Raw genomic sequence first — 13468 nt, 5'->3', positions numbered from 1 at the left:
GAATGAAAACACATGTCACGAGGCACGAGCCCGACGAGAAGCGGAGTTACCAAGTACGGTAATGAAGCGCGATCGGGCGAAGTAACAAAGAATGCAAGCGTTTGCGGGCAGTCTGTAGGAATTCGGTCTTTTCCGATCCCTGGTTTTTAAAATAGACTAAACGAAAGCGTTTTCTTTCATAACATAAAAGAATCCGCACAGGGGGTGCGGATTCTTTTATGTCTTAACGACAACAAAGGGGATGGGAGAAATTTTTCACGGTCAAACAAAGGGGTAAATGTTTGTTTGTGATAAATTTCACGATTTTAATATATCAAATCTCTACTATATTTGACAAGTCCTAAATACAAATTTCACATATTTGTCACAAAGCATGTCAATAACTTTTCATGCATAGAATGGTAGTAAATGGCGTGTTCGTATAAGCATTTGATTGAAAGCATATGAGGAGGAAGCATCATGAAAAAAATTCATATCATATTCTCGCTATTGTTTGTAGTCATCGCCTTTTTCTATCATTTACTCGGTTTAATGAAGATGGCACCTCTTTATCTTACATCACCGCTTTTGTTTTTTTCTATTTTTATTACAATTTTAATCCTTAATCATAAAAAAACCTTTCGCGGCTTTTAATCGTAAAATCATCTATTACGAAAATCATTCATGTTATTTTCGCGGATAAACTTTTTACTTTCAGAAAAACGCTTTTTTAAAATAAACGGTGAAGACTTTATCTTCACCGCCCGTTTTACTTTAATAAAAGCTGTTCCATTTCTGTTAACTTTTCTTCAAATACTTTACATGCTTGTTCAATTGGTTTTGAGGTTGTCATATCGACCCCTGCTTTTTTCAACACTTCGATTGGATAGTCAGAGCTGCCAGCTTTTAAAAATTGTATATAACGATTGACCGCAGACTCACCCTCATTGATAATTTGTTCACTTAAAGCCGTTGCGGCACTGAAGCCTGTTGCATATTGGTATACATAAAAATTGTAATAAAAATGTGGAATTCTTGCCCATTCTAAACCGATTTCTTGATCGACAACGATTTCATCCCCAAAATATTTTTTGTTTAACTCATAATAAATGTTCGTTAATAAATCTGGTGTTAACGGTTCACCATTTTGAGCTCGAATATGAATATCGTGCTCAAATTCAGCAAACATCGTTTGACGGAAAACAGTTCCCCTAAATCCTTCTAAATAATGATTTAACAGGAATAATCGTTTCTTTTCATCATCAATGGTCTTTAACAAGTAGTCATTTAAAATATTTTCATTGCACGTTGAAGCGACTTCGGCAACGAAAATGGAATAATTTCCGTATGGATACGGCTGATGCTTTCTTGTGTAATAGCTATGAACGGAATGACCAAACTCATGGGCAAGTGTAAACAAGTTATTGACATTATCCTGCCAGTTCATCAAGATATATGGATTTGTACCATATGCACCTGAAGAATAAGCTCCGCTTCGCTTTCCTTTGTTTTCATATACATCAACCCAGCGATTAGCAAATCCCTCTTTTAAAATGCTAATGTATTCCTCTCCTAAAGGAGCCAGCCCTTTTAGCAAAATGTCCTTTGCTTCTTCATATGTTACTTTCATTTCAACATCTTTTACTAGAGGAGTATATAAGTCATACATGTGTAATTCATCGACATTTAATGCTTTTTTTCTCAATGATACGTAACGGTGCAATAAAGGCAAATATTGATGGATTGTCTTAATCAGATTATCATAAACTTCCTCTGGAATATTATTCGCACTTAAAGCCGCTTGTCGCGCTGTTTCATAGCGGCGAACTTCTGCATAAAAATTGTCTTTTTTAACGACTCCATTTAATGTACTAGCAAATGTATTTTTAAACTTGTCATAAGTGCTGTAAACAGCGTGGAACGCATCCTTCCGCACTCGGCGGTTGCTGCTTTCCATAAAGCTAATGTAACGCCCATGTGTTACTTCGACATCTTCACCTTTTTCATCTTGAATAACTGGAAATTCCAGATCTGCATTATTAAGCTTTGCATAGGTGTTACTTGATGACGCTAACGCTTCTGCCGCTTGTGCTAAAATAGCCTCTTGTTCTGCCGATAGCACATGTGGACGCTTGCGATTAATTTCGTTTAAGGCATGTTCATAAAGCTTTAATTGTACATTCTCTCGTAAAAAGGTTTGGATCTTCTCTTCATCAATCGCTAAAATTTCCGGAACCATGTAAGAAGAAACGCTGGAAGCTTCTGAATAAAGCATGGAAGCACGATCATTTAACCCTTGGTAAAATGAATTCGTCGTATCCTGGTCATAGCGCATATGGGCATATGTATAAAGCCTTTCGAGCCTCTCCATGACCTGATCTTGATATTTTAGTGCTTCAAATAATATCTCAGCTGATTCCCCTAGCTTTCCTTTGTATTCAGCAATTTTAGGAATGGCTTGTTTCACTTCTTGAAATTCCTTTTCCCACTCTTCATCTGTGGCAAAAATGTCTTCTAATCTCCATGTATATTCTTTGTTTATTTCTTCACGTTTCGGAAGTTTTTTTACAGCTGATTGTTCAGCCATCACAAGTCCCCTTTCACTAAAATGGTTCTTTTTTCAATCATATGCGAGATTTAGCTGTAAATCAATGATTTCACACTTACACTTAGGATATTCGCGACATGTTTTATTCATACTTCATATTTTTGACATATATTTTGCAAAAGTTGTTGATCGCGTCTAATGATCGTTTCAAGATTTTTTTGAAGTAGAATGTCCTTGTTTTTTCGAAATGAATATGGACCTACTTTTGTAAGGATACCAACCTCTGTTAAAGAATTGAAATATTGTAGGATCACAGATTGTAGCTTCATTCCATGAGAACATCTATTTTCACGAATCGGAAAAAAACGGACGAACGGGCGAATGAACCACACCACCTTTTCTAAATGAAAAACGCTTCGTTCAGGTATTTTTTGTAAAGCAATTAATACGATGCTTTGCCAAATATAAACGGACTCATCGATCATCCATCCAGAAGATAAAGGGAAAAACGCTTCAGAAGGTAAACATATAAGCGGTAGGCCAGCTTGTTCATATAACATCGTCTGGAGCATCCTCTCAGCTTTACTAAGCTTAACTTTTCGATTTTGTCGAAAACAATAAACTTTTCGAAACCACTCTTCATAAAAATGTGTAGACAAGTTCTGAAACATAGGATTGAGCAATTCGACGAAACTCATTTTCTTAATTGGAAATAAAGAAGTTTGCGCAAAAACAATTTGCTTAGAGAAAGGGATGATCATTTCGAGAAGAATAAACGATTGGAGATTCGAGCAATAAGAGAGAAGAAAAGGTTGTTCGTTGTTGTTCAAGCGGATAAAAGACCAGTGGAAAGATGTAAATCGATACGCAAAAGCTTGCTTTCGTTGTAAAAGTGTCCCCCCTAATACCCAAAGCGGCATCATCTTTTCCTTAAGATATCCGTCTGTTCGTTGATTGATGTGCTCGATAGGTATTTTAGAGCATTGATACTCAATCGGCACTGATTGATTTTTGTATTGAACAAACACATCTGAACGTTGCTTAATCGTTGGAAAATATTTTTCCAGCTCACTCGTTAGCCTTTGATGCTTGAGCCAATGAAAAAGCTGGAATTTCCCTTTCATATGATAAATGCTTTCATGTTCAGAATCAAACTGGCAGCTTTTATGGTGAATATGGGCAAAATGCGGGATCCTCACTTTTCCTACTTTTAGCTGCACAGAATGTTTGCATGCTGGACAAAAAAATTTTTTCGTTTTTTTCAATTCATTTAGCTCTTCTTTTGTCCATGTAGTGCTTGTTAAATCAATTACCTTATTTTGCCCATCTTTTGCGATAAGCATTATCTCACATCCTTTCTTCCGAATCGTTCGTTCATTAATTCTTCATTTATTTCTAAATTCCTTTTAAAAAATAAGGCTGTTTTCGTATACTTTGTTATTTTTCGACTCACGCTATAGCGTCATATAACAAGTGTATCGCTTGCCTGACAGTCGAAAAGCTAAAGTAAAAGTAAAGCAACAATCTTTTAGAAAGTTATACACAAAAAAGAGCCAAAAATAAAAAAAGAGGCTGCCAGTGCTGAACCCGACAACGCAATACGCGAGAGATCAGCACTTATGGGATAGCCTCATCATTTTTATAGCAATGGTGACAGCAATCTTGAAGTCGATTCAATGAGTTTAATATATATTGGACGCTTTTGAAACTCCTCTTCGATGATATGATGGGATGATTGCAGGTCTCGAACAAACTCATCTGTTAAAGTTTCGATTGATTCCGTTCGATATAAAAAGGCATTGACTTCGAAGTTTAAGTGAAAGCTGCGCATGTCCATATTTGCGGTGCCAATGGAAGCAAGCTCGTTATCAACGATAATAATTTTACTATGCATAAACCCTTTTTCGTATTCATACACTTTGACGCCAGCTTCTAATAGTTCCGGAAAATATGAACGAGACGCATAAAAAACAATTCGTTTATCTGGCTTTTTCGGTACAAGGAGTCGAACATCAATTCCACTTAAAGCGGCAACCTTTAACGCAGTTTTTATATCTTCATCAGGGATAAAGTAAGGGGAAGCAATCCAAATGGAATCTTTAGCTGAACAGATCATCGAGAAAAATAGATTTTTTATTACTTCCCACTTATTATCAGGTCCACCAGCAATTAACTGGACACCACCAGTCTGCTCAGGAATTTCAAGCTGTGAGGTCAAGTATTTTTCTGTTAACAATCGATTCCCCGTCATATAATACCAATCTTGCAGAAATATTAATTGCAAAGACCGGACCGCTTCTCCCTTGACCATTAAATGTGTGTCACGCCAAAATCCAAAATATGGGTTTCTTCCTAAATACTCATCTCCTATATTTAGACCACCTACAAACCCAACTGATCCATCGATGACGATGATTTTTCGGTGATTACGGAAATTAATTTTGTTTGATAAAAAAGGAAGTTTTACAGGCAAAAATGGAATCATTTCCACGCCCGCTTCTTTTAATTCACGCTGATATTTTTTGGAAAGCTGCCAGCTGCCAACAGCATCAAATAAAAATCTTACTTGAACTCCTTCTTTTGCTTTTCGAATTAATAAATTTTTTAATTTTTGTCCAATAACATCATGGCGAACAATATAATATTCTAAATGAATGTGATCCTTCGCTTTCTCTAATTCCTTGAAAATATGATCAAATGTTTCAATTCCATTTGTTAATACTTTTGTATATGTATTAAAGGAAATTGGACTGTTTCCTAGCGAATGAGCCAGCTTAAATAATAGCTTTTGATGGTTTCTCATTCGGCTCATTTTTTCTTCATAAGAATGAAATCCCTTTTCAAATTGAGCAAAGGCTTTTTCATCAATTAATGCTTTTTGCTTAAAAAGGCGTTGCTTGCGAACATTTCGCCCAAAAAATAAGTAGAATAAAAAGCCTATTAACGGAAAGCTACCAAGCACCACAATCCACGTCAACGTTTGGGTTGGATGGCGATTCTCTAAGAAGATAACAAATCCAATGAAAATAATCGATAACGTAAAAATCACTGAAACAGCCCCAAGAAGCCATTGTTCCCAATAGTTGCGTGTTAAAAATAATAATACCGCTAGTCCTAAGATAAAAACGATGACTTGTATCGTATTTTTCATAAACTCCTCCAAGCTCTTATTATCGAACATAATAAAAGGAATAAATATTTAAAAAGGCCGATTTCCTTCGAAATCGGCAAAATTTAAGAAAAGTGCTTTCGAACTTGGTCTAAGGCATTGTCCTTCATGATTAGTTTTCCATACTCATCTAAACGATGAATTGTAACTCTTGATTCTTGTCCATATTCCAAAACAACGCTCAAAATATCTTCAATCATTTCATCGTTTTCTTCTAAGAACTCTACGTATAAATAATATTTCCCTTCAAACACATACAAGCTATTACGGAAGCCTTCAAGCTCATGCTTGGAAAGGGAAATAACATGTTCAAAATCATCGAATTTCATAACGAATTCTAATTGTTCCGTTTGAGCATTTTCTTCTCGATGAGAAGAAGTATTGAAATGCTTATCTAATAATGATTCAATATTTTCATCTACAGGAAAGTCCTTTAGTTTATCATCAAGCAATGGAAGCTCAATTTTTTGCCCGTCTTTGGATAATTGTGCTTTTGTTACAATGACCTCAAGTCCTTTATCATTTGCTTGAACTTGAATCCAAAGAGGTCCTTCAATCGGAAAATCTTCTTCCTCATTTATTTCATCCATCATTTCCCAAAACAATTCTTCACTGCGTTCTCGATTGTACCATATTTCTTCACGGTCAAAGCCGCGCTCTTCTATATCAATATATGAAATGTAAAACTTAACGGTATGTTCATTAATACGTTCGATTTCCATTTGAACAACCTTCCCTTCTATTTAAATTTTTGAAGGGACAACTAACCCCCGAATTAGTTGCACTTTTCTTCCCTTTACCCAAATCCAAGGTATTTAGACCGTTAGCACTCTAGTTGTTCAATTTTTTATATCTTGTACTTCTATTGTATGATAAATTGCTTCATAAAGAAATAAAAAAAGCTTAGATTTTCTAAAAACAGTTATATACCTATTTTTTATCTGTTATGGCCACTCGCTTATACATATTCTCCACCTTTATTCATATACATGGTACAAGCTATAACGAATAGGAAGAGGTTTTACGATGGAGCATGAGTTAATTCTTTCTGTTTTCATGATTATTGGAATCGATTTAATATTAGGTGGAGATAACGCCATTGTGATTGCCATGGCTTGTCGAAATCTTCCTGAAAAACAGCGAAGTAAAGCAATTATTTTTGGAACGATCTTAGCTGTGTTTTGTCGAATCTTGTTAACGATCATGGCTGTTTATTTATTACAAATTCCATTTTTAAAGCTTGCAGGAGGAATTTTTTTATTATATATCGCTTTTTCCTTCATAACTGGAAATGAAGATGATCCCTCCATCAACAGTTATCAATCATTGGGAAAAGCCATTCAAACGATTGTTTTGGCTGATCTTGTAATGGGATTTGATAACGTCATTGCCATTGCTGGAGCTGCAAATGGTCATTTTGAATTAGTATTATTCGGCCTTGTCATTTCTATACCAATTATTGTATGGGGAAGTCATATTATTTTACTATTAATGAATCGCTTTCCTATCATTATTTACGCAGGTGGCGGGATATTAGCCTACACAGCGGGAAAAATGATTGCACATGAAAAATGGACCCAAGTGGTATTTTCGAATCATCCTTCCTTGCAATTGACAATCCCGTATGCTACGACGATCTTTATCCTGTTTTCAAGCCTCTTGTATCGAACAAAATATTTATAAATGATGAAAAACAAGCTAGACTTGACTGCAAATCAAGTATTCAATTTTATCATATTCTTAACCATAATAAAAACCTTCTACTCCTAATAAAAGTAGAAGGCCAAATCTATATTAATTGACTAAACGCTGTGCTTCTTTTAATTGATAAGTGCGAACTTTACGCGGCAGAAAACGACGAATTTCATCTTCATTATAGCCAACTTGCAAGCGTTTTTCATCCATAATAATTGGTCGGCGTAGTAGTCCAGGATTTTTCTGAATAATATCAAATAAATCTTGAAGAGGTAACGAGTCAACATCGATATTTAACTTTTGAAACACTTTTGATCTAGTTGAAATAATTTCATCTGTCCCATTTTCGGTCATACGTAGAATTCCTTTAATTTCATCAATCGTTAGCGGTTCAGCCAAAATGTTTCGTTCTTTATATTCAATGTTATGCTCTTCTAACCACGCTTTAGCTTTACGACATGAAGTACAGCTTGGAGATGTATATAATGTTACCATAACCCTTCACTCTCCTCTTTATAAAAAAAGTACCATCATCAAATTCTGATGTACTATATGAAATGGCTTATAAATTTTATCTATTTAGTATTATACTATAAAAAAGTAAGTTAGCATATATTTTTTTATTATTTTTTAATTAAAATTGTTACAAATAAATGAAGGGTTATCTTTGATAATTTTTATTTTTTATTCTCAATTAGTTAATTTCATCGAAAATATTCCCGTTACGATTCTCATCCATTGTCAAAACTTCATCTACATCTTGGTACGACTTGCCATACCATTCTTTATCTTTATAGGTGTGTATCTGATTGTACGTTTTCTTCATCGCTTCGTATATTTCTTCTTCTGATGCATCTGTCGGAGACCAATACAATATTTCCATTTCATTAATTTTATTTGTGGCTAATGAACGTCTGCGATAACCAATTGATTGTGCATGTTTAAAGTTTTCACGTTGATAAAATCTTAATCGTTTTTCTGTATCAGCATCATCTTCATCAACTGGCTCAACTTCTAAAATAATCGGTTTTCCTTTTTTCTTTAAACGGCTGATGAGTTCATGACCAATCCCTTTCCCACGCGCATCTTTTGAGACGTAAATATAATCAATAAAGATAAAATCATTAAATTCAGCATACATGAGAACATGATGAGGCCCCTCATCTTTTTGATAGATGTCTCCTTTTTCTTTTAGAAGAGCTTCCATATGTTCCTTTGATTTCATTTCTTGAACAGGAAAATATTGATTTAATTTTTCGTACCAGTTCATCGATCTACTCCCTTATTTCATTTTTCAATCGCAGTCTTTTTTCGTATTTATATATACCCACTTTCTGATACGATAAACATTTTTTTAACGAAAAAGTTGAAGAATATTCCGACTTTTATATTTTTTTCATTTACTTATGCAATGAAATCATTTCGATAGGCAATATTCTAACAGTTGCTTTACTACAGCTTTTCGACTGTCATTGGCAAGCGATACGCTTGCTATGTCATGCTATCGCATGAGTTGAACCGAACAAAATCGATTGTCGGACAAATGTAATTTGTCCGACCACGTACTTTGTTCGGTTCATAGACAGTCGAAAAGCAACAAAGTTTACGAAAACAGCCTTTTGTTAAATGGATAGGGCTTGCATATCATGTTTATATCGTGTATTCTGTAAACGTCGAATGATACAATTTGATATCGTATGCAATGACGAAGAGTAGTACATGTTTGAAGCAGTATGTAGAGAGTTTGTGGCTGGTGAAAACAAACACTGCACGGCATGGAATGGACTTCGAGCATTAACGCTGAACGCATGAGTAGGCGTTGACGTTTCCTTGCGATAAAAGGATTGAAGTGATTTCTTGCGCTAGCTAAGAAATAAGTAGGGTGGCACCGCGGTCCATTCGTCCCTATCTGGGAGAATGGATCTTTTTTATTTTTAGTTGATAAAATGTGGTTGAAAACGAGGAAAGATGACTTATTTTTAGACAAACTTTTCAAGGAGTGATGTTGATGAAGACGATATTCTCAGGCATTCAACCTAGCGGAACTTTAACCCTTGGAAATTACATAGGCGCTATGCGTCAGTTTGTTGAGCTTCAACATGACTATAATTGTTATTTTTGTATCGTTGATCAGCATGCGATAACCGTTCCACAAGACCGCTTAGAGCTCAGAAAAAATATCCGAAGCTTAGCAGCCCTTTATTTAGCTGTTGGAATCGACCCTGAAAAATCAACTCTTTTTATTCAATCAGAAGTTCCTGCCCACGCCCAAGCAGGTTGGATATTGCAATGCTTATCTTATATTGGTGAACTAGAGCGGATGACACAATTTAAAGATAAATCAAAAGGGAAAGAAGCCGTTTCTGCTGGCTTATTAACCTATCCGCCACTTATGGCAGCAGATATCCTTTTATATAGCACTGACTTAGTTCCTGTTGGAGAGGATCAAAAGCAACACCTAGAATTAACACGTGATTTAGCTGAGCGCTTTAATAAAAAATACAATGACATATTTACGATTCCACAAGTGCGCATCCCAAAAGTTGGAGCCCGTATTATGTCGCTACAAGACCCAACTAAAAAAATGAGTAAATCCGATCCAAATCAAAAAGCATTTATCTCTCTTTTAGATGAGCCAAAGCAGATTGAAAAGAAAATAAAAAGTGCTGTTACCGATTCAGAAGGGGTTGTCCGCTACGATAAGGAGAATAAACCGGGAATTTCAAACTTACTATCGATTTATTCCATTTTAGGAAACATTTCAATTGAAGAGCTTGAAGCAATGTATCAAGGAAAAGGATACGGTGAATTTAAATCTGACTTAGCTGAAGTCATTGTCAATGCTCTCGCACCTATTCAAGAAAAGTATTACAAGCTCATTGACTCAGAAGAGCTCGATGACATCCTAGATAAAGGGGCAGAAAAAGCGAATAAAGTCGCAAGCAAAATGCTAAAGAAAATGGAAAACGCCATCGGTTTAGGACGTAAAAATCGCCGATAAAAGATCAGCCCTTATCCTTATATTTTCTTTGGATAAGGGCTTTTTCATGAATTTTATTGACTCGAGCAATCGATCGATTTTTTGACATTCATTTTCAAGGTGAACATGTTAATTCACTTTCGATTCATGCTCCATTTCCCACAATTTTTCAAAGAAAGGCTGCCCTTTAATTAAACCTTCACATAAATGTAAATGTCTATCAGACCAACCTTCTATTGTTTCTGTATATAATTTGTTCCACACTTCATCGAAGTTCATATGTTGTATTTGTTCATACATGTGAGGATTCCATTCCGTATACCAATATTTAATCTCTGCCGTATTTCTCGTTGATTGCAATTGATCAAGCGCCATAAACAAAAGCTGCTTTAAATGACGTTCCTTTCGTGTCAAGCCCCTCATATAGTCAGGAGAAAGTGATAAAATATGATATTCTTTCTTTTGTACAAGTTCTGGATTAAATTCATATTTTTCTGGTTCAATATCTTTGATCATGTCATAAACAAGTTGTTCTTGTCTAGGGATCAGTCTGCTTTTTCGAATTGGAATGGAATATCCGATGGTATCAACCGCAAGGATTCCCTGCCCATCAGAAACAACAAAACAATAATCCATCTGAATACGCTCATGATTTTTTCGACAATAAGCCTTTTGATAAACATCTTTTAATAATTGTTGAGGCAAGTCACGCAATTCATTTTCAATATAATCATATAAGGTCGCATCAATTTTCAATAGCGGAACTTGCTCTAACAGCTCGACACTGTCATCTTTTCTCCATTCATGAAAATGACAGACATTGTACCCATTTTCTTCTCCTTCGAACCAATTCACCCATACATCATGAAGAAACAACATCTTTCGACCCCTCACTTCAAACCGTTTGTCATTCATTATGGGCAGGGGGAAAATATTTTATTCCAAAATATTCTTATATAGGGTAATTTTTTTATCATGTATTTTCTTCATCTTCTGATGATGGGTAAATAATACTAATCGACAAAATGACGATTCCAAAAACAAACAAATAGCATTCAATACGAGTAGAGATAAATTTTAAATAATGGAAAAAGGTATGACCCGTTGTCATGATATTTAAATAGGCGATGCAGCTGACCCCGCCAGCAATTGTAAAGCCGAAACCAATCAAGTAAAAAAAGATTCGAAATATCACATTGATCACCTTTAGGAAACTTGTCCACTTATTAAAGAATATGTCCTCCCCATCCTAAATATCCATGAAAAAAGGATTCGCTAGTCCATATTTGACTTTGAATCCTTCTAGTAGATTACTGATTCTTGAATTGATTTTCATAAAATGCCACGATCTGATCAACAGGGATTGTAAATGTTTCCTTTATATTCAGTTTATGTGTTTTATGATATGTTCGAACAATATGATATCCTAACGCATATCCAAGCATATGTGGATAAAATGCCTTACCAAAAAGTAGTTGTACATATTTTGGGTCATCTCTTTTTACCAATTGATTCGGTTTTATCCAAAGATTCCACCATCTGTTTAACTGGCCTGGTGAATATTTCTTTACCCATACAGTTAATGCTTGTTCACCAACTGTTTCACATACGGCATGCTCCGCAAGTCCTTCTAAAATGATGGCATCGATTAAAGTGTAATGTTCTTCTTTTTTTTCATGCATCGATAGTCGGCAAATATGATGATATTCATGAGTTAAAACCGTTTTTAATTCTTCATCACCAACTTCCTTAGAGAGAAACATAAACAGTTTATCACGAAACGAAACGCCGGATTTCCCGCGGAAATCACGTGATAAAAGGCCGCTCGATTCATCAACGGGAAAAATAAAAATCGGTATATCAGGCCCTTGCCATTTTGCTTTTAAATCATTAAAAAATTGCCTTACACGACCCCAAACATTATATTTGATCATTTGTTGAATATATGGTTTGCTTACTCTTTTATACATACCGAATTCATTTAAGTAATGATGAATTTCACGTTCATTCATTCTGTGAAAATATGCTTTCAGCTCTTGGCAAATTTTTATTGGATTTGAATCTTTTTTCAGCCATTCATCCGTTTTCACTACCCCCATACTAAAACCACCTCTTACGGTTTATTGTATGAGTGCTAATGAAACGTGGTGATTATGCATTCTAATTTTTAAAGAATAATTGACAACCATTCTATTCAACAAAAAAATAAAAAATTTGATTTATTCTCTTTTTTAATTTCCTAATACTGTCAATAGAATTCTTTGGAGAATCACTAATACGAGGAATATACCCGACAAAAGCAACAATCCAGAGTTGTATAAACCAAAAGCGGCGATCCCAAACAATAATAATTCTAAAATCAACCGTAACCATTCCGAGATATGAATAGATGCCTTAGGAGAAATGAACATCCCCCACAACAGCATCATCATAACAGGCATGAAAATAAGAAGAAAAATCTTCATTCCCACCCCTTTTCCAAGGTAATATCCCCAGTATCCAAGCGCAATGAGCGAACAAATTTCCAACAAAAAACGAATGGCAAGAATGATTTCTTTCACGTAATTAATCACTACCTCTCAAAATTCTGATTTCCTTTGCTTTCGCTTGTACAGGATAGGATTCAGATACAGGACCATCAAATATCACTTCAACCATAGCCCCTATTTTAAGCTCATCTTCACTTAGCTTTTCCTTAGTATCCTTTCGAATAATCTTGCACTTATCAGTCATCGTAATATTCGCCTTATCATAGTCCGTATCTTCTTCTATAATCCCTTCAACATAAAGACTTATAATCTTTTTCTCTTCACTTAATTGTAAATGTTTAATGATCCCTCTTATACCAATATTGTCCACGTATGTCTTACTAAAATTTTGACCGCAGCCGCTACAAAAAGCAATGAAAGTCAATACATACATAAAAAACATTCTTTTTTTCACTGATTTTCTCTCACCTTTTTGAATATTAAGAATATAGATGTATAATAAACTATTTCCTAACTTATCGCTAGTCGTATATTTTTTAAAGACTCTTTTCGCAAAGATTGTTGCTTTATGATATAAATTCGATATGATAAAAAAACCGCCTTACCAT

The 13468-nt window shown here is 35.0% G+C and carries 14 protein-coding genes and 1 other annotated feature; of the genes, 3 read left to right on the top strand and 11 right to left on the bottom strand.

Features of this window, described 5'->3' with window-relative positions:
- Positions 1-459 precede the first annotated feature (459 nt).
- On the top strand, positions 460-633 hold the full coding sequence (locus J2S06_RS07605; protein WP_200894674.1) for a hypothetical protein: 174 nt from the start codon (positions 460-462) through the stop codon (positions 631-633).
- Positions 634-748: 115 nt separating this feature from the next.
- Here J2S06_RS07605 and pepF read toward each other — a convergent pair whose 3' ends face one another.
- From pepF to mecA, 4 genes are all read right to left on the bottom strand, one after another.
- Positions 749-2566, bottom strand: a complete 1818-nt coding sequence (pepF, locus tag J2S06_RS07600) for an oligoendopeptidase F (protein ID WP_419151877.1) — start codon at positions 2564-2566, stop codon at positions 749-751.
- 107 nt (positions 2567-2673) lie between these two features.
- Entirely contained in the window at positions 2674-3870 is a 1197-nt protein-coding gene (locus tag J2S06_RS07595) for a competence protein CoiA (RefSeq protein WP_419151876.1), read from the bottom strand.
- A gap of 296 nt (positions 3871-4166) precedes the next feature.
- Positions 4167-5678 carry a cardiolipin synthase gene (gene cls, locus J2S06_RS07590; RefSeq protein ID WP_044893501.1) on the bottom strand — a complete coding sequence of 504 codons (1512 nt, stop codon included), beginning with the start codon at positions 5676-5678 and terminating at the stop codon, positions 4167-4169.
- Between the two features lie 83 nt (positions 5679-5761).
- Positions 5762-6418 carry an adaptor protein MecA gene (mecA, locus tag J2S06_RS07585; RefSeq protein ID WP_044893502.1) on the bottom strand — a complete coding sequence of 219 codons (657 nt, stop codon included), beginning with the start codon at positions 6416-6418 and terminating at the stop codon, positions 5762-5764.
- Positions 6419-6722: 304 nt separating this feature from the next.
- Here mecA and J2S06_RS07580 point away from each other — a divergent pair, with 304 nt between their 5' ends.
- A complete protein-coding gene (locus J2S06_RS07580; RefSeq protein ID WP_044893503.1) occupies positions 6723-7379 on the top strand; it encodes a TerC family protein in 657 nt (218 codons plus the stop codon).
- A 111-nt stretch (positions 7380-7490) separates the two neighbouring features.
- On the opposite strand, the gene spxA is transcribed toward J2S06_RS07580, so the two are convergent.
- Together spxA and J2S06_RS07570 are read right to left on the bottom strand one after the other, a co-directional pair.
- Entirely contained in the window at positions 7491-7886 is a 396-nt protein-coding gene (spxA, locus tag J2S06_RS07575) for a transcriptional regulator SpxA (RefSeq protein WP_044893504.1), read from the bottom strand.
- Positions 7887-8085: 199 nt separating this feature from the next.
- Positions 8086-8661, bottom strand: a complete 576-nt coding sequence (locus tag J2S06_RS07570; RefSeq protein ID WP_044893505.1) for a GNAT family N-acetyltransferase — start codon at positions 8659-8661, stop codon at positions 8086-8088.
- A 423-nt stretch (positions 8662-9084) separates the two neighbouring features.
- Positions 9085-9301 (top strand) — a binding site (T-box leader).
- Between the two features lie 95 nt (positions 9302-9396).
- Here J2S06_RS07570 and trpS point away from each other — a divergent pair.
- Positions 9397-10392: a tryptophan--tRNA ligase gene (trpS, locus tag J2S06_RS07565; RefSeq protein ID WP_044893506.1), complete on the top strand. Its 996-nt coding sequence runs from the start codon at positions 9397-9399 to the stop codon at positions 10390-10392.
- Between the two features lie 108 nt (positions 10393-10500).
- Here trpS and J2S06_RS07560 read toward each other — a convergent pair whose 3' ends face one another.
- From J2S06_RS07560 to J2S06_RS07540, 5 genes are all read right to left on the bottom strand, one after another.
- Positions 10501-11250 (bottom strand): YjbA family protein, encoded by a 750-nt coding sequence (locus J2S06_RS07560; protein ID WP_044893507.1) that lies wholly within the window; start codon positions 11248-11250, stop codon positions 10501-10503.
- Positions 11251-11344: 94 nt separating this feature from the next.
- Complete coding sequence (locus J2S06_RS07555) at positions 11345-11566, bottom strand: hypothetical protein (RefSeq protein ID WP_326946171.1); 222 nt, start codon at positions 11564-11566, stop codon at positions 11345-11347.
- Positions 11567-11681: 115 nt separating this feature from the next.
- Positions 11682-12470, bottom strand: a complete 789-nt coding sequence (locus tag J2S06_RS07550; RefSeq protein ID WP_419151875.1) for a DUF2268 domain-containing putative Zn-dependent protease — start codon at positions 12468-12470, stop codon at positions 11682-11684.
- A 132-nt stretch (positions 12471-12602) separates the two neighbouring features.
- On the bottom strand, positions 12603-12932 hold the full coding sequence (locus tag J2S06_RS07545; RefSeq protein WP_419151874.1) for a YrdB family protein: 330 nt from the start codon (positions 12930-12932) through the stop codon (positions 12603-12605).
- 4 nt (positions 12933-12936) lie between these two features.
- Positions 12937-13314 (bottom strand): DUF3221 domain-containing protein, encoded by a 378-nt coding sequence (locus J2S06_RS07540; protein ID WP_052659454.1) that lies wholly within the window; start codon positions 13312-13314, stop codon positions 12937-12939.
- Positions 13315-13468 lie beyond the last annotated feature (154 nt).

The sequence above is a fragment of the Bacillus alveayuensis genome (assembly GCA_030812955.1).
Lineage (GTDB): Bacteria > Bacillota > Bacilli > Bacillales > Aeribacillaceae > Bacillus_CB > Bacillus_CB alveayuensis.
The sequence above is the reverse complement of the archived record's forward strand: the minus strand, read 5'-3'. Positions and strand labels throughout refer to the sequence as shown.